Genomic DNA, 15,967 nt, shown 5'->3' with positions numbered 1-15,967 from the left:
CTGTCAGTTGTGAACCGTTGCCAAGCACATATCCTGCTGTGACATTGCCTGTGGTTGATACCGGATTGGTGCCCAAAGCAGCCAGATTGGCCACCACATTTGAGTTGCCATACGTTGCTGGTAAGCCTGTCAGTTGTGAACCGTTGCCAAGCACATATCCTGCTGTGACATTGCCTGTGGTGCTCACTGTGTTGCTTCCAAATGCAGCCAAAAAGGCGCTGACATTGCTATTGCTATAACTTACGTTGCCGCCACCACCTGCGGTGATCACAATATTGGCACCAGCGGTTCCCAAATTAGAAACAGAAACTCCGTTCCCTGTAAAATTCAAAGATGTGGCATTGTTTGTGACCACCGTGCCATCAAAAAGAATGGTAATATATCGTTGTTGAGTGCCTGCGCCCACATTTGGTCCAGACTCGCCTTCGGGAGTCAACTGTGTTTGTACCGGCAGTTCCACCTGTGGAATCACAGGCGCTCGGGTAGCAGTTGGGGTTAGTCCTAATCCAGGACCTGGGTCAACAGCCGCAGGGCCTGTGTCGAGTGGTCCGATTGGGGCAGGTGCGGCAGCGCCGGTGTTTACTGCGGTCGGAGCATAGTTGATATTGTTGTTTGTGGGCATGATTTTGAGTCTCTCTGGATATTTATTCCAAAAAACGCAAACTTGATTTTGCGGCCTTTTGTTATTGCCTGGTCAGTATTTAGTGACCATATCTATAGAAAATAACACCAGGTTATCAGTTTCACACACACCGTAAATAGATTGGTCCGAAAGGACTTTTACCAGGAGAATAAGACTTGAGTAGACAGCGATCAGCGAAAGCACAAAAAAGAATGAATCAGGCAGTAGAAAACACCATCAGCTTTAGTCCAGCACCTAGAACGGCCCAACGCCGCATAGACTTGATCCCTCGCACACGAAATCAAGAACGCTTGGTTATGGCTCTACAAGACCCTGACGCCCACATAGTAGTCACAGTAGGTCCCGCAGGTACGGGCAAAACTTATCTAGCCATGCAGGCGGCCGTAAAGGCATTGAAGGAAGGTCAGTGTGAGAGGATCGTAATGACACGCCCAGCAGTGGGTGTGGAGGGAGAAAGCCATGGTTTCCTCCCGGGCAACTTGGTTGCCAAAATGGAACCGTGGACTCGTCCGTTATTAGACGTCATGCGCGAATATTATCGTGCCCAGGACATCGTAGCCCTTATAGAAGATCAAGTTGTGGAGATTGCGCCTCTGGCATTCATGCGCGGCCGAACTTTTAAAAACTCTTGGATTATTGCTGACGAAATGCAAAATGCTACACCAGCACAGGTCAAGATGTTGATGACTCGAATAGGGACGAATTCAAAGATAGTGATCACAGGAGATGTGGAGCAGGCCGACCGACACAGCGGAGACAACGGCCTGCTGGATCTTTGTGAACGCTTGCAGAGTATGTCCGTTGAAGGTATATCTGTTTGTGCTCTAGAAGCCCGGGACGTTCAGCGTCACCGGATCATTGGGTCAGTGTTGAAACTCTATGCAGTTTAGGAGGTGATAATTTCGTAGATTTCCCGCCAATTTTTAACTATGGGATACTCACACTCATGATTCATGTTGTGTCCGTGTTCTACTAGTATACTTTGCAAGCCCAGAGCATGACCAATATCAGCGTTCTCGGGCTTGTCTTCTATCCAATAAAAGTGGGAGTTTTTGTACTCAGCCAAGGCCGCATGCTTGTCTGCGCCTGTGTCTAAACAAACAATTCGTTCAAATGCTGTTTTGCCAAATAACTTGCGTAGATTCATTTCACGTAATCGGCCGGCGTTGACGTCTAGACTCAGGCTGGTAATACAATGAAACACATAGCCGTGTTCTTCATGCAGTCGTTTGACATAGAACATGGCATCTCTCAAGGGCGGTAAGAAACCAATTGCCGCTGATTCGTTAAAAATTTTAATTAATTTACGACCTTGTTCTTTACTAATACCATATCGATCGCCAATATCGTATATGAATTCGAATCCAGGTTGTTTTTCATGACCGTGTTCCTCCATCCAAACTGAGAATGCATATTCCCAGTCTAAGAGTACACCATCTGCATCAACTAGGATTAATTTCCGGGGATTGTACTTCTGGGCTGGGTTCTTCTGGTTTGACAATTTCATATCCGTTTTCTTGAAACAACCTTGAGATGGTTGACTCATAGTGTTTCATATAGTATTCCACAATGCGGTTAAAGTCCCTGGGGACTGTAGTTCCGCCCATGCTACATTTTAACACAGTGAGGGTTCGGAAGTCAAGTATCACATTAGCCGTTTGATGATCACGGGTTTTTAGGCTTTGAGCCACGGCCATTACTTCGTCAATTTGACCACTAGGTTTGGTGTAATAGGTTAGGATTAGGTATCTCATATTTCCTCATTATGGTTTGATATGTATCTAGGTTCTCGGCCTTGGGCGCACAAAGACCACAAAGGCACCGTTCTTTGGCACAGCGTATGACTGGTTTGTCCGTGTCACGGGCCTGGGCAAGTATTGGTTCAACGTTGTTTAAATTACCAATTGGACCTACTGTGCCATCATAATTCATTTTACAATCTTTATTGACATAAACTTCGCCATTCACTTGTTTCACATACAAAAAGAAATGATTTACACTACAGTACCATCCAGGGAATTTATTTGACACAAACTTTTGTGGTTCTCGACGATTTTGGTCAGCGCATAAACTACGACCACCACAACAGGCTCTGCCAGTGTCTGCCAAGTCAGCTTTGTCATCGTGCATGACAGCATGTGCCAGGGGCTTTTTGTAAAGACCTTCGAACCAAACCACTTGTTGTTGATTATAATTAAATTCTTCCCTGTCAGGCCCATGATCTAATTGCCGCGGCAAGTGTTTGATATTGTTGAGTGTTAACCACAAAATCATTTCTTGTGCGTCTGAAAACTTGTTGGACTCTGAGTGCATGAGCACTACGCATTTTTGTCTAACGCCTGCAGATTTAATTTTTAATAAATTGTCCCTAAACTGTTGTTTTTGTTTTGAAGTGTTTTCAGTATGATAACTCACAGTAAACTCATCAATCAACGGAATAATTCGGTCCAGTCGGGCAGGGGCAATAATGGCGTTAGTAGTAGTGGTAACAGTGAGATGCCAACGATCTTGATAAGGTTCATACCGCTTGCGTAACACACTTAATATTTCCACAATGTCGGGATGATACAGAGATTCGCCACCATACACATTCAGTATCACATACTTGATACTTTTGGGTTTGCTGGACATGTAGATGTCTGCATATTCAAACATAAAGTCTATAGTACGCAAACAATCTTCCAAAGGGGGATGACGGGTGCTGTTGTCGTGCCCGGCATACAACCCTGTGCCGCAATAAGTGCAATCCAAGTTGCACTTCATTGTGAGTTCCCAATCCAATAGAAATGTGATTCTATTGTTGGGATCTATTACCGGTTCAAGAGATTTGGCTAAGTTCAATTAGTGTGGCACTCAAATTAATTTCCTGATCAGCAACCAAGGGTATTTTAGCAATGCCATCGCGGATAATCACAATAGCCTGATCCTGCTGTTCAACTGTTTTACCAAACAGTTCCAAGTTGTCATACATCCAACGGAATATTTCTTCAGTCTCGTCCGGTCCGGCACTTTGACACAACAAGGCCCTGGCTTCACGAACTCGTCCATGTTTAAACAAGTCCACACAATCCAGGCGCCAATCTCTTGCGCTTTTATCCGCTGAACTTGGTGCCAACAAGCGACCAGTTTGGCTGTTGGGTTGCAACAAGTTCAAACACTTGCGCAGGTCTGGGTATGTGGCCTTGACATAGGTATCTAACACATCCAAATCAAACTCCACACCTTCAGTGACCAACACAGTGGCCGCTCTGGCAGTGAACTCTGTGTGATCATTCTTGGTAATGTGAAAGCCTTGACAGCGTGAATGTAATGGCGGAATCACCTTGTTGGGATAATTGCAAGTTAGAATAAAACGCACAGTTTGTGAATAGTCTTCCATGAGGTTACGAAGTGCAGGCTGTACACTATTGGGATTCATGTAGTCTGCTTCATCAATCAACACAATCTTGAATGCACCAAACGGCATGGTCTGACAGAAATTGATCAACTTGTCCACCCACTCTACCTTGCGAGCCTCTTTGGAACCATTGGCATACATCACATCATATTCATCCACACCCAGTTCGTTGATCAGCATTTTGGCCAAGGTTGTTTTGCCTGTGCCTGCACCTCCGCTCAACATTAGATGCGGAATTGATCCATCACGAATCCATTGTTGCACCTGCTCACGTTGTGCATTGTCCACAAACACATAGCCGTCTATTGTGTTTGGACGATATTTTTCTACCCATAATTCTTTCATGTGCGTCCTAGAGGAAGTTTTGTTGTGCCTAATTGTTGTTCAAAGGAACTCTTGATTCCTTGCATGTCTTCTGGTAATGGTGGCGGAACCCAACGTGGCTTGGGTACTTTGTTGCCAAAAATACCTTCATGTCGTTGAGCCAATTCTTCTTGGCTCACTATGGACGGGCGGGGTCTTGATCCTTTGCTCATTTCTTCAATGCCTTCCATACTTTTTCTTTTTGCAGTTCTTCTAACCATTCTTGTTCACCAGCAAAGCCACTAGTGTTCTTCAGCATCTCGTCTACAGCAAATTTTACACGATACAAGTCTTGTTTGCAAGGCCAATTGACAAAACCTGTCATGTGTGGATCAGTTGCCCCGTGGTACATTTTTTGGCATTCCCAAATAACGTTTTGCACATTCCAGTCCGTGATCATGTGTGTTGCATGTGTGTGGGTTTGGCTTCTACGTGTATTGCACCCGAGAATGTCAAATCATCGGGCATGTCATCTGCAGATAACAAAATGTCTTTTGGATCTATTCGTCTCAAGGTATGCTTGCCAGACTCGTCTTCTACGTCAATTCCGCGGGTCCAACGACCGTGAGCCACACAAACCCACTCGCCCACACGCACATCCTTTTGATCCGGGCCCACTGCATACACCTGACCCCAGCGCGGGCGAATACCTGAACTTTTGCCGTTGTCACTGAGCAACACAATACCTGTGTTGGTAAAACGTTCGGTAAACACCATCTCGCCCACAATAACCACATCGTTGAGTGGTCGAATTTGATCACGGGTGAATCGGTGCGCCTCAAATGCTGGTTTGGTCATTGTTGTCCTTTGGGTAAATTTGGCCGAGTTTGTTTTTGATATTGTTTTGAAACTTGTTCATTTCTGGTACGGATAACTTCATTGTTGTCATTGATAACATCACCACGAGCATTCACTCGCATGTTGCCTACGGCACGAACCTTTTCGTTTTGCAGGCGCAAGGCGCCCATGTCTACAGTTTTGCCATTTGCTGATCTATATACTTCATTTGTCATGACTATCTCCTAAAAACATATTTAACGCAAGAACTCGCCTGCGTCTAAATCATAATACATTGAATCTATTCGGTGTACTCCCAGCAGATATAGCACATAACTGGCCACACTGGATCCACGTCCAACACCCCAGATCACATGATTGTCACGCATGACATCCACAAGATATTTCAAGTAGCGTAACAGATCAAACAAGCCACGCTCTTGATATAACAGCAGTTCATGAGCCACACGTTGAAGTTTTTCTGCTGTGTCACATAATCCGACCACATGCTCGGCAATGTCCAACTGCTGGTATTCCGGGGGCATGTGCCAGTGGCTTTGTTGCAGGTTATCCCAGTCAGGCACACTGATATTGCTGTCGTCGGGAAATGTCCATAATATCAACTGCCCTGGGTCTTCTAACAAATGAATTGCCGATTCTATATCTACACCTGGATCAACCACACATTTTATCTGCGTGAGATCACGACCTTGCATGATTAAATCACACAGATCAGTTTCTTCCAGTATTATTTCACCGTATTGATTATTTTTCATTTCGTGGAAAGTTTGCATATACCACTGTGTTGTCACTGACTATTGCTGTGTTCTCGGGCCATTCAAGATCCAACTCATACCAACCAGTTGACATCACCTTGACAATGTTACCGGGCTCAGGATCACGCTCTATACTTTCATGTTGCATGCTGGCACGATACCACCAACCATCCTCAGCAAATGGCCCAGACAGATCTTCTTCATCGTGTTGGTACCAAACATTGTCCCCCAATGAACTGGCAATATCCAATCCAGTCACAGTCATGCGATCTTCCATCACAGAGTTGAGTTTGTAGTATAACATCATGCCAACAATTTGGTCAACCGGTTCTTGGGGCAAGGTGGTAACATTTATACCTATCATTTGCATGAACTCGGCTCGTTCCACGTTGGCTTGATTTATAAAAACTGTGCTCTCCAGGGCACCGTGTACAAATGCCTTGGCTCGATCCAGTGCAATATTGGTACTGGCCGAATCTTTGCTTTTGGTCAGCAAGTTGAGACTCACTGTGTATCGATTCATTTGCAGTTGGTCTTCGTAGTAGACGCCTGCAAGGAAATCTAAGTCGTATTGTAGTCTAACGTTCATTTGATATTGATCTTGTCGTCAAAGTTGATGTGGTTGATTTCTTCTTGTTTCTTATAAGATTCTCGAAGTTTATCTTGATACTTGTTTCGAAAAGTTTCCAAGGCCATTCTGATTTGGTCACACAAATGAGCATTGCCCATTCCTGTGGCTATGTTGAGTTTGTTGGAGAGTTCGCTGACCTTTGTACTAAGTTCATCAATGGTCAATTCGTTGATGTCACCGATTAAAGGATGTTCCATGCTGTTAGTTTACACTAAAACATGCAGACTGTCAAGTGTTTTGATCAGGCAAATGTAACACCATTGTTGCCGATACAGTACCATTTGCTGTTGGTGTACATCAAAGTACAAGCATCACCAATGGTGTCAAATGTGATAGTACCTGTGCCGGAAGTTTTCCATCCTGCATTGGTCACTGTGATAACCATGTCGCCAGAGTCGGCTGCCATGGCAAATACTTTGACTTGCCCTGCTGTGCCAGCGGCCAAGGTGGCTGTTTCTGCGGCAGATGTTGAAAAGTAACTGGTGGTTAAACTGAGACTGGCAGCACCACTGGCCGCCAGATCCTCACTGCTGTTGTTGAGAGGTTGAATTTTTTTATTGTTTTCGGTTATAGTAATTGTACTACCACCGTCACTGGAGCCAAAATTAAACTCATAAACACCTGCGGCAGCAAATGTGATCACATTCGATGCATAACCCTGAATACCAACTGCGTTCACACTCACAGCCGCGGGCAAGGTCACAATGTGTGCGGCACTACCAATTGTGATTTGTAGGCAAACTGAACCGTAATACCCAGCAGCCGGGAAGTTTGTAAAACTCAAACTAATACTACCTGTGGTAGCGCCGATTGTTTGGTATTGTCCTGAGGCATAGTTCACAGCAATGGACCCAGTTGTTGTGGTAATGGCTATGCGATTGGTACTAACATCATTTAAATTCACCGCCGTAATGTCATAATTGTTCATGTTATTATCGACGTTGGTGAAAACCCCATAAGTTTGCAAATCAGTGATTTCGCCTGCCGCATAGGTAAAGTTTGTTTTGGTGTTGGTGAAGTTATCACGAAAACCTTGAGAGTTGTTGTCTTGTCCAGCAACCGGATACGCTCCGTCGATGTCATTTGGGTTAATTTGACTTGCCATTGTTTTTTTGTCCTAGTTATACCAATATATTGGCTTTGGGAAATACCAGATATTTATCATCCCGATCTGTAGGATCGTACATATCAACTGGTTGGATGAATGCCATACTACCACCATCAAAAGTGGTTTCGGTAGTGTTAGATACAGGTACATTGATCCATGCTACCACTGTATAACCTTGTGCTGGACTAGTGGGAAAATACAATTGTTGACCTGCATATTGTTGTCCGCGATTGATCTGAATGTATTGTGTTTCTGCCGTGAGTTGGGTGGGTACAAGTGTGACCAATGTGGTCACCGGATCCACACTGATTGTGTATACTGCCATTCGGGTGTTGCCAAAGTTCACAATCATGCTGCCTGATGCAGTGGACAACACAACATTGCTGCCACCTGCAGTTTCACTCACCGTGAAATAAGTGGTGTTCACAGTCATGGTTCCTGTGGCAGTCGATAAAGCCACAAAAGCGCCGCCTTGTGTCAATGAAATCTTGAACGTGGTACTGGATATCTTGGTCACATAATATTCTTGAATGGTATTGCTGGCAGTAAGTGCATCTACTCCTCCAAATGTGGCGCCAGTGAACCATACCACATCGTTGGTATTGAGATAGGTAGCATCAGCACAAGTTATCAAGTTTGTCCCACTAGCAGTAGCAGTACAAGTGGTATGAACAACATCAGTGACATAATATATCTGAGTCAGTCCATTGGTGCCATTGTCATCTATGCCGCCAAACACCACACCAGTAAACCATACAGGATCATTGGTATACATACCTGCTGTGGTTGCGGCCTTGATATAGTTGGTAGTGACATAAGTGTTGGTACAATCGTATGTACTTCCACCAGGTATGGTATAACTTTCATCAAAGTATTCACCAACAGTTTCAGGGCTGTACACAGTGCCATACAGATCAGTATAACTTTGCCAGGCGTCACCAGTGGTAGTATAATTGCTATAGTATTCTTGCTTGGCAAAAACTATTGTGTCTCCGTTGATGTTGGAAAGTTGTCCATCTAATCCACCAAGATCGGCAATATATTCCAGTGTGCGATTGTTGATATCAGCATAGGCCAGGCGTGTGGCTATGTCAACAAATCCAACAAATGGGAACTGCCCAGATCCATATCTATCAAATGTGGTCAGGCTCGGGGTGGGAGTCCAATCTTGAGTTGTGGTATCCCAGTTACGACTCAAGGTGCGATCCAACACATAACGATCGACCTTGAAGTCCACAGCATTCAAGTGTCCTTGAAACTGTGTTTGCACATAGTACGCAATCTGTAGACTGCGTCCTGGTTTGACGTAACACATGACCCAGGCAGGGGTAAATCCCAGCACTCGACCATTAGTCTGCTGTGAAGTCATCCACAACGGCAATTTGGTAGATATTTGTCCCACAACATCAATCACTTGATCTCTCATGTTGATCAAACTGTTGGGATACACTTGTGTGAGTTGTGTACTGCCGTCTGTCGGATCAGTAATAGCATAGGGTAAGTTTACAATTTTGCTCACACTGGCGCCTACGGCATTCACAAGGTCATCAATTATTTTACTGTACACTACCTCGTACACTACTTCACCAGTGACGGGATCCAGAGCCTGGGCAGTTAAAATCTCTCCCAACACAAGATTTTTCCAGTAGTGATTTTCGTACAAACTGAGAACATAAGTTTCTAGTGCGCCTGGCGCCAGGCCAAAGGCGTGTTGGTAAATCACTCGGCGTGATTTACCAAAATAAGGATCGTTAATTCTGTAGATATAATCAGGTACAAAAATTTCATCGTTGTCCAACAAACTTGCAATCAAGGCACGATCATTAGCCGGGGGCATGGCCTCAATTGACAAGTTTTGATATGGTTTATTGTACTCACGTTGGACTTTTACTGTGAATGTCTTGTCTACGCTCACAACATCTCGTGTGCTGATTGCTCGCATGACTGCTGTAAATTCTGCACCTGTACCGCCATACCCTGCTGAAATTGTGAGTACTGCTGGGTCTGATAATGTATATCCTGAACCGCCATCATCAATGGCCACCGCAGTTATAACACCACCGATTATGGTAATTTCGCCCACTGTGGCGGCTCGAGCACTGGCACCCACAGGGGTGTTAAATGACAGTACTGGCGGATTCCCTGCACTGTATCCTGTACCGCCATTGTCAACTGTGATTGCGTTTACATTGTAAAGTACCTGTTGAGAATCTTCTGCATAGGCATTTACGGTGAACACAAAGGTGCTGTCGAACGTGGTTTCTTGAACAGACAAATTTCTTGTGACTGCCTGCGTAGCATCAAATGTAGTGGATCCTAGGTCAACAGCAAATGTGTTGAAGGTAACACGCCCGGAGATCTCTCCTGTTTCCAGTAGTTTCAATCCCTGCGGCAAGAGATTGTATACTCCCGGCACATAGGCATATGGCAACTGGGCTATACTGGCGCCGGGTTTGAGACGATATTTTAGTATACGTCCGCCTGTGTTCTCTGCTGAAATCACCAGCATACTTGTGGCACCATTTTCGATCGAACCAAGATCACTTGGAGTAAACCAAACCACTTCGGCATTGGCAGTACCAGATATGGTCAAGGTGAATGGGTAAGGATCGCTGGCCACTATCAAGTTGGCAGTTAAAGATCCGCTTGCTGTGGTCAACGGCACAGCGGTGGTACTACCAAGATTGTTGGTTATAGTAAATTCTGTGGCGCTTACTTGGTCAAGCACATAGTAAACTTGAGTTGCTGACGCAGTGATGCCGCCAAAACTGGTCCCGGTAAACACAATGGGCTGTCCAGTTTCGATCTGTGAAGTACTGTCACAAGTGATTATGTTTGTGCCAAAAGTAGTAGCGGTACAAGAGATCGGTGTTCCCACATAATCGGCCTGATAGGCCACCACATTGAAACTGTACTCAATCTTGGTCACCCCTTGATCGGGTATGTATCCGTAGTACCAACCAGAGTTTGGATCAATTGCCAGTCCTGGCGGCAGTCCCGATCCTATATTAACACTGATGGCATATTTGAGATCTGGTGTGTCATAGTCGTTGGCAATAAACTGATGTGCATAGTAATTGTCTCCACGCACGGTGCCCAAGTTCTCGGGCAATGAATTTACAATAAATGGTCTGCGTTCAGTTGACTCGTCGGCTGTGATGTTGGAATTGTCAGCGGTAATTTGTGTAGTACTGGCATTGAGAGTTGTACGGTCGTAAACATAAAAACTAAAGGTCTTGATGTCAGTGTTAACCCCATCAGTGACCTGTAGTGTGAATTGATAGTTTTTGTTGATAGCACTGGTAACAAAGTCATAAGGGTATAGATCATCTGGTGTGAGATCGTAGCCAGGAATTTTATCAACATTCACAGCCGGTTGAATGTAGCCGTAGATCAATCCTGTGGCACTGACCGAAACTTCGCCAGGTAATTCTCCACCTACCAGTGTGACCACAGCAGGGGTAGTAGGACCAACATTGCTAATGGCAATTTGAATGTTTAATCTGTCGCCATCATAATAAGTGCCAAGATCGCTGGCAGAAGTAAACACCGGGGCATTCACATTGTTCACCGTTAGAGTAAATGTTCGATCTCTGATACGGTCAATGGTTTCGTCTTGATTTTCTGTGTATGCTCTTAGAGTAAATTTGCTTGTGACCGACCTTGTGACATCAAACGGTACCCCTTGTAAACTGGCCAACGCATCCGGTACCCCCACAATTGTTCCATTAGAAGAACACTGTATTCCAGCCGGAAGTTGTCCTGCAATCACAGCATAATAAATATCCTGTCTAAACACAATGCTCATTGTGCCGGCAGCGGTGGTCAACGCAACAGGACTAGTGCTGGTGTCTGTAGTGGTGATACGGAATTGAGTGGTATTGACCACATTCAGTACATAGTATCTTATGGTAGAATCTATTCCTCCGAATGTTGTGCCCGAAAACACCACGGTGAGTCCTGCATAGATACCAGTAGTACTGGCACAAGTGATCACGTTGGTACCTGCTGTGGTTGCTGTACAAGTGGGCGTGAATGGCAAGGCATCTGTTGTGACCAACATGGTATTTTGATAGAACACGCCTTCGGGTATGCTACCTAAACTGCCTGCAGGAGTGATCCAAACTGGTTGACTCATATTTTGTTTTTTACCAAGGGGTGAGGTCAAACGCCACGCGATACCAAATTATAGTGGTAGCATCATACTCATAAACACACACATATAGATATTCTTGGTCAAACGCAATCATGCCCGGCACATCACCTTCTTGCCCACTTGAAGAAGTAGGGGGTGAGGTTTGAACATTGTTATAAAGTTCAGTGAAGTTGCTGTTTATATATTGAAATGCGGTTCGTAGCGGGGTTCCTTGCCCATCATTGGCAACGTTGCCCACATTGATTAATAGTTGTGTCATAAATTTGCAGTCCTAGTGCTGTATTTACCAAACTTTGTGCCGAGACCTACGAACACAACCCGTGGCTAAATACAGAGACTCGGAGTTATCAATGTCATATATTATCAACAACAGCCGCGGAAATGTAGTTGCCATCGTCGCAGATGGCACTGTGAATACCACCGCCACAGATCTGGCCCTGGTGGGTCGTGCCCTGACGGATTACGGCACTTACGAAAACGAAAACTACGTGTATTTGTTGGAAAATTTTGCCAATTCAACTGAGCCTCTACAACCAATTCTAGGACAACTTTGGTACAACAGCACTACTGATGTCATTTCCTCATACAGCACTGCCAACGCCTGGGTGGCACTGGCTTCACAAGATTATGTACAGGCACAAAAAATTAGCCCTGCATTTACTGGTGTTCCTACTGCACCCACTGCTGCCGCTGGAACATCAACGACACAAATTGCTACCACTGCTTTTGTGAGTCAAAGTCCGCAATTCACTGGCGTACCCATAGCCCCCACAGCCGCCTCTGGCACTGCCACAACACAACTGGCCACCACGGCATTTGTTACCAGCAGTCCAGCATTTGCAGGAACTCCCACTGCACCCACTGCCGCCCAAGGCACAGCCACAACACAACTGGCAACCACAGCATTTGTAACTGCCAGTCCACACTTTCTTGGCACTCCGATTGCACCCACTGCCACATACAATGATAATTCACTTCAACTTGCCACTACATCATTTGTACAAGGTGAGAAAGCCAGTCCTGTATTCACAGGCACCCCTGTTGCACCTACCGCAACTTACAACAATAATTCTACACAGATCGCTACCACAGCATTTGTACAAGGTGAGAAAGCCAGTCCTGTATTCACTGGTGTTCCACTAGCACCCACTGCCACAATCACAGTGAGCAGTACGCAAATTGCCACCACAAGATTTGTGACCGACTGGACCAATGCTCTGCCCACCATGAGCCAGCAGAATGCCAATGCGGTAAACATCACTGGTGGTTCCATAACTGGTATTACTGATCTGGCCCTGGCCGATGGTGGTACCGGTGCCAGCACAGCCGCTGGCGCAAGAACTGCATTGGAGTTAGGAAACATTGCTGTGATGAACACCAGCAATGTGGCATTCACTGGTGGCACCATGAGCGGAGTAGCAATCACCGGTGGCACTGTGAGCGGACTTATCTCTGCGGTGGCTGTGGCAGATGGTGGTACTGGTGCTACCAACGCATCCAGTGCTAGGACTAATCTTGGACTGGGTACAATGGCAGTCCAAAACGCCAATAATGTGGCTATCACCGGCGGATCAATAATAGGGTTAAGTACAGTAATTGCTGTGGTCGACGGCGGAACTGGTGCTAATAACACCAGTGATGCAAGAACCAATCTTGGTCTAGGCAGCATCTCAACACAAAGTTCAACTGCAATAACCATCACTGGCGGTTCCATTACTGGATTAAGCAATTTTGGTGCAAGCAGTGTGGCTATCACTGGCGGAACAATCACAGGGATAACTCCATTGGCTGTTGTCGCGGGCGGTACTGGAGCAAACACCGCGGCGGATGCTAGAACGAATCTTGGTGCGGCTGCCAGTGCTACTAATGTCATTGCAGGCAGCGGGCTTTCAGGTGGTGGTGCGTTGACATCCAATGTAACATTGGCCATTGCAACCAACTCAAATGGTTATGGCACAAGATATGTTAGCACAGCGGCACCAACAGGTGGTAGCGATGGCGACATTTGGTATCAAATTTAACAATATCACATGGCATCAGTAATACGAGCAATTGGGTTTAGCAATAGCCTACAACAATTGGTTTGGTCAACAACCACCAGTGAAATCACTGCCTATGTCTGGGGTGCCGGTGGAGGCGGAGGTGGAAATGACAGCAATCCTGGCGGTTCTGGTGGTGGGGCAGGTTTTGCTCAAAAAACATTTAGTATAAATCCCGGTGATGTATTACAAGTTGGAGTAGCCGGTGCAGGTGGGCCCGGCTCCGCTGGCGGCAATGCGCCAGCAGGAGGAGGAGGTGCTAGTTATACTGCTACTACAGTTTGGACAACTTTAGATTTCACAGGGTACCCCTATATCCGTGTGACCAACGGCGCCTATGTGGGATTTTTAAATCAATACGGGGTGTGGAATTATACTGCCAGTGCCAGTGGCTTTGATCACACAGTCACTATTAATTTTGCATCAAGTGGTTACTACAACCTTACTGGCGCTTGCGACAATGCTGCCGCGGCATACATAGACGGTGTTCCTGTTTTGGATATGCCAGGATTTCGGGCCACCTTCAGTGCTTCAGTCTATGTCACTGCTGGCAATCATAATTTGAGATTAAACGGGATCAACACCGGCGGACCAGGTTCAATTGGATTTACCATTACCGGAGGTGCAAGTTTTGGTGGTGGAGGCGGCGGGAGTTCAGGTGCCCAAGGTAGTTCAGGTGCAGGTGGCGGCGCCGGCGGAGCCAGTGTGATTTTTCTAAATGGTACCCCAATTGCCATCGCCGGAGGCGGTGGTGGCGGTGGTGGCGGTGGCAACAGTGGCTCTGCTATCGGGCAGTCGGCACCGGGCAGTTCTGGCCAAACATCAGCAGGAATTTATGCAGGACAAAACGGTCAATCTCTCGGTGGCGGAGATGGCGGCGGAGGTGGTGCTGGCGGCGGCGGGTATGCCGGCGGAAATGGCGGCGGTGCTGGATTTGGGGACCAGGGAGGCGGAGCAGGATACTATGGATCCAGTCTAGGAGATGTTATGGCCAACCCAAGTGGTCGTGTTCCTGGAGGAACTAATCAACCTTACTATTTAGGATCAGTGGGATATGGTGGCATCAACACTAAGGGGGGCAGTAGTGGCTATGTGGTGCTTGACATGAACGTGGGCGGCGGCAGTGTAAAATACAACGGGAACTGGGAATCAGTACAAACAACCTATGTCAAGAACTCAGGTGCCTGGAAACAAGTTCAAGCCACCTATGTTAAAAATAACGGAGTTTGGTCACCCATCAATGGATCGTTTGCGCCTACATTTACCGCAGTAAGTGGATCGTGGGGAACTGATCCTAGAATTTATTAAATTGAGAAACTGCTTCCGCAACCACATGTGGTCTGTGCTTGTGGATTGTTGATTACAAAACTGGCACCCATCAAATCTTCTTTGTAGTCAATGGAAGAACCTTGTAGATATTGCATGCTCATCGAATCAACCACAACCCGGACATCGTCGTAAGCAAAATCAAAGTCATCTTCGTTTTGCACTTCATCAAACGTGAATCCATAACTCATTCCTGAACAGCCACCACCTTGCACAAATACTCGTAGCATGAGATTGGGGTTGCCTTCTTCAGCAACTAATTCACGTAGTTTAGCCACAGCACCAGTTTGTAATTTCATCATAGTCTTTCGTTACAAACGTCCCAGTCAATGATCTTCCAGATATTGTCTAGGTAACGTTCTTTGTCCCACTGATAGTCAGTGGCCCAAACATGCTCCCACCAGTCTACCAACACACAGATGTCTGTGCGTACAGCATGATTGGCAATGGTCTTGATGTCTCCCCCAGTGCTCAAGTACACCCAACCAGAGCCTTGAATCTTCATTGCAGTTTCTTTGAAGGCTTCTCGGAAATCTTCGTATGTGCCAAACTTTTCTTCTATCAGTGCAAGTACAGCACCACGGGGCCGGTTGGCACCTTTAGGAGCCCGAAGTTGAGGAAAAAACTTATTGTGCAGAAAACTGCCAGCACGATTAAAATCCGCATTGCCTTCCCCTGCATTGTAACGCTTGGCATAGCCTTTGGCCAAATGTCCATAATGATATTCTAAACTTTCTTTACTCAACACTGG

19 protein-coding genes are annotated in these 15,967 nt (G+C 45.9%); 3 read left to right on the top strand and 16 right to left on the bottom strand.

The window, feature by feature from the left end:
* Positions 1–622, bottom strand: a 622-nt coding sequence (locus ABW391_RS13565; protein WP_353482418.1) for a hypothetical protein, incomplete at its 3' end; no start/stop codon positions are given.
* A gap of 212 nt (positions 623–834) precedes the next feature.
* On the opposite strand from ABW391_RS13565, the gene ABW391_RS13560 reads away from it, so the two are divergent.
* Positions 835–1,533: a PhoH family protein gene (locus tag ABW391_RS13560; RefSeq protein ID WP_353482417.1), complete on the top strand. Its 699-nt coding sequence runs from the start codon at positions 835–837 to the stop codon at positions 1,531–1,533.
* Here ABW391_RS13560 and ABW391_RS13555 read toward each other — a convergent pair.
* The 13 genes from ABW391_RS13555 to ABW391_RS13495 all read right to left on the bottom strand — a co-directional run bounded on the left by ABW391_RS13555 (position 1,530) and on the right by ABW391_RS13495 (position 12,110).
* Positions 1,530–2,150: a hypothetical protein gene (locus ABW391_RS13555; RefSeq protein WP_353482416.1), complete on the bottom strand. Its 621-nt coding sequence runs from the start codon at positions 2,148–2,150 to the stop codon at positions 1,530–1,532. The genes ABW391_RS13560 and ABW391_RS13555 overlap by 4 nt on opposite strands.
* Before the next feature lie 209 nt (positions 2,151–2,359).
* Entirely contained in the window at positions 2,360–3,406 is a 1,047-nt protein-coding gene (locus ABW391_RS13550; protein WP_353482448.1) for a radical SAM protein, read from the bottom strand.
* A gap of 55 nt (positions 3,407–3,461) precedes the next feature.
* Positions 3,462–4,385 carry an AAA family ATPase gene (locus ABW391_RS13545; RefSeq protein ID WP_353482415.1) on the bottom strand — a complete coding sequence of 308 codons (924 nt, stop codon included), beginning with the start codon at positions 4,383–4,385 and terminating at the stop codon, positions 3,462–3,464.
* Positions 4,382–4,594 (bottom strand): hypothetical protein, encoded by a 213-nt coding sequence (locus tag ABW391_RS13540; RefSeq protein ID WP_353482414.1) that lies wholly within the window; start codon positions 4,592–4,594, stop codon positions 4,382–4,384. The genes ABW391_RS13545 and ABW391_RS13540 overlap by 4 nt, the downstream gene beginning before the upstream one ends.
* On the bottom strand, positions 4,573–4,803 hold the full coding sequence (locus tag ABW391_RS13535) for a hypothetical protein (protein WP_353482413.1): 231 nt from the start codon (positions 4,801–4,803) through the stop codon (positions 4,573–4,575). The genes ABW391_RS13540 and ABW391_RS13535 overlap by 22 nt, the downstream gene beginning before the upstream one ends.
* The gene (locus tag ABW391_RS13530; protein WP_353482412.1) at positions 4,800–5,201 is read right to left on the bottom strand and encodes a hypothetical protein; all 402 of its coding nucleotides are present in this window, start codon (positions 5,199–5,201) and stop codon (positions 4,800–4,802) included. The genes ABW391_RS13535 and ABW391_RS13530 overlap by 4 nt, the downstream gene beginning before the upstream one ends.
* A complete protein-coding gene (locus tag ABW391_RS13525; RefSeq protein ID WP_353482411.1) occupies positions 5,198–5,416 on the bottom strand; it encodes a hypothetical protein in 219 nt (72 codons plus the stop codon). The genes ABW391_RS13530 and ABW391_RS13525 overlap by 4 nt, the downstream gene beginning before the upstream one ends.
* Positions 5,417–5,437: 21 nt before the next feature.
* Positions 5,438–5,956, bottom strand: coding sequence for a hypothetical protein (locus ABW391_RS13520; protein WP_353482410.1), 519 nt, complete (start codon positions 5,954–5,956; stop codon positions 5,438–5,440).
* Complete coding sequence (locus ABW391_RS13515; RefSeq protein ID WP_353482409.1) at positions 5,946–6,545, bottom strand: hypothetical protein; 600 nt, start codon at positions 6,543–6,545, stop codon at positions 5,946–5,948. Before ABW391_RS13515 ends, ABW391_RS13520 begins: the two co-directional genes overlap by 11 nt.
* Complete coding sequence (locus ABW391_RS13510; protein WP_353482408.1) at positions 6,542–6,784, bottom strand: hypothetical protein; 243 nt, start codon at positions 6,782–6,784, stop codon at positions 6,542–6,544. The genes ABW391_RS13515 and ABW391_RS13510 overlap by 4 nt, the downstream gene beginning before the upstream one ends.
* Before the next feature lie 44 nt (positions 6,785–6,828).
* Positions 6,829–7,692 (bottom strand): hypothetical protein, encoded by an 864-nt coding sequence (locus tag ABW391_RS13505; RefSeq protein WP_353482407.1) that lies wholly within the window; start codon positions 7,690–7,692, stop codon positions 6,829–6,831.
* A 16-nt stretch (positions 7,693–7,708) separates the two neighbouring features.
* A complete protein-coding gene (locus tag ABW391_RS13500) occupies positions 7,709–11,833 on the bottom strand; it encodes a hypothetical protein (RefSeq protein WP_353482406.1) in 4,125 nt (1,374 codons plus the stop codon).
* Between the two features lie 10 nt (positions 11,834–11,843).
* The gene (locus ABW391_RS13495; protein ID WP_353482405.1) at positions 11,844–12,110 is read right to left on the bottom strand and encodes a hypothetical protein; all 267 of its coding nucleotides are present in this window, start codon (positions 12,108–12,110) and stop codon (positions 11,844–11,846) included.
* A 91-nt stretch (positions 12,111–12,201) separates the two neighbouring features.
* On the opposite strand from ABW391_RS13495, the gene ABW391_RS13490 reads away from it, so the two are divergent.
* Together ABW391_RS13490 and ABW391_RS13485 are read left to right on the top strand one after the other, a co-directional pair.
* On the top strand, positions 12,202–13,872 hold the full coding sequence (locus ABW391_RS13490) for a beta strand repeat-containing protein (protein WP_353482404.1): 1,671 nt from the start codon (positions 12,202–12,204) through the stop codon (positions 13,870–13,872).
* Positions 13,873–13,881: 9 nt separating this feature from the next.
* Complete coding sequence (locus ABW391_RS13485; RefSeq protein WP_353482403.1) at positions 13,882–15,198, top strand: hypothetical protein; 1,317 nt, start codon at positions 13,882–13,884, stop codon at positions 15,196–15,198.
* Here ABW391_RS13485 and erpA read toward each other — a convergent pair.
* The gene (gene erpA, locus ABW391_RS13480) at positions 15,195–15,518 is read right to left on the bottom strand and encodes an iron-sulfur cluster insertion protein ErpA (protein ID WP_353482402.1); all 324 of its coding nucleotides are present in this window, start codon (positions 15,516–15,518) and stop codon (positions 15,195–15,197) included. The two genes, ABW391_RS13485 and erpA, sit on opposite strands and share 4 nt — an antisense overlap.
* Positions 15,515–15,967, bottom strand: a 453-nt coding sequence (locus ABW391_RS13475; protein ID WP_353482401.1) for a superoxide dismutase, incomplete at its 5' end; no start/stop codon positions are given. The genes ABW391_RS13475 and erpA, both read right to left, overlap by 4 nt.

This window comes from Haliscomenobacter sp. (assembly GCF_040403615.1).
GTDB lineage: Bacteria > Bacteroidota > Bacteroidia > Chitinophagales > Saprospiraceae > Haliscomenobacter.
The sequence above is the reverse complement of the archived record's forward strand: the minus strand, read 5'-3'. Positions and strand labels throughout refer to the sequence as shown.

Coding starts and splice junctions, on each gene's coding strand:
- ABW391_RS13560 (WP_353482417.1), top strand. CDS start 835: ATGAATCAGGCAGTAGAAAACACCATCAGCTTTAGTCCAGCACCTAGA.
- ABW391_RS13555 (WP_353482416.1), bottom strand. CDS start 2,150: ATGAAATTGTCAAACCAGAAGAACCCAGCCCAGAAGTACAATCCCCGG.
- ABW391_RS13550 (WP_353482448.1), bottom strand. CDS start 3,406: ATGAAGTGCAACTTGGATTGCACTTATTGCGGCACAGGGTTGTATGCC.
- ABW391_RS13545 (WP_353482415.1), bottom strand. CDS start 4,385: ATGAAAGAATTATGGGTAGAAAAATATCGTCCAAACACAATAGACGGC.
- ABW391_RS13540 (WP_353482414.1), bottom strand. CDS start 4,594: ATGGAAGGCATTGAAGAAATGAGCAAAGGATCAAGACCCCGCCCGTCC.
- ABW391_RS13535 (WP_353482413.1), bottom strand. CDS start 4,803: ATGATCACGGACTGGAATGTGCAAAACGTTATTTGGGAATGCCAAAAA.
- ABW391_RS13530 (WP_353482412.1), bottom strand. CDS start 5,201: ATGACCAAACCAGCATTTGAGGCGCACCGATTCACCCGTGATCAAATT.
- ABW391_RS13525 (WP_353482411.1), bottom strand. CDS start 5,416: ATGACAAATGAAGTATATAGATCAGCAAATGGCAAAACTGTAGACATG.
- ABW391_RS13520 (WP_353482410.1), bottom strand. CDS start 5,956: ATGAAAAATAATCAATACGGTGAAATAATACTGGAAGAAACTGATCTG.
- ABW391_RS13515 (WP_353482409.1), bottom strand. CDS start 6,545: ATGAACGTTAGACTACAATACGACTTAGATTTCCTTGCAGGCGTCTAC.
- ABW391_RS13510 (WP_353482408.1), bottom strand. CDS start 6,784: ATGGAACATCCTTTAATCGGTGACATCAACGAATTGACCATTGATGAA.
- ABW391_RS13505 (WP_353482407.1), bottom strand. CDS start 7,692: ATGGCAAGTCAAATTAACCCAAATGACATCGACGGAGCGTATCCGGTT.
- ABW391_RS13500 (WP_353482406.1), bottom strand. CDS start 11,833: ATGAGTCAACCAGTTTGGATCACTCCTGCAGGCAGTTTAGGTAGCATA.
- ABW391_RS13495 (WP_353482405.1), bottom strand. CDS start 12,110: ATGACACAACTATTAATCAATGTGGGCAACGTTGCCAATGATGGGCAA.
- ABW391_RS13490 (WP_353482404.1), top strand. CDS start 12,202: ATGTCATATATTATCAACAACAGCCGCGGAAATGTAGTTGCCATCGTC.
- ABW391_RS13485 (WP_353482403.1), top strand. CDS start 13,882: ATGGCATCAGTAATACGAGCAATTGGGTTTAGCAATAGCCTACAACAA.
- erpA (WP_353482402.1), bottom strand. CDS start 15,518: ATGATGAAATTACAAACTGGTGCTGTGGCTAAACTACGTGAATTAGTT.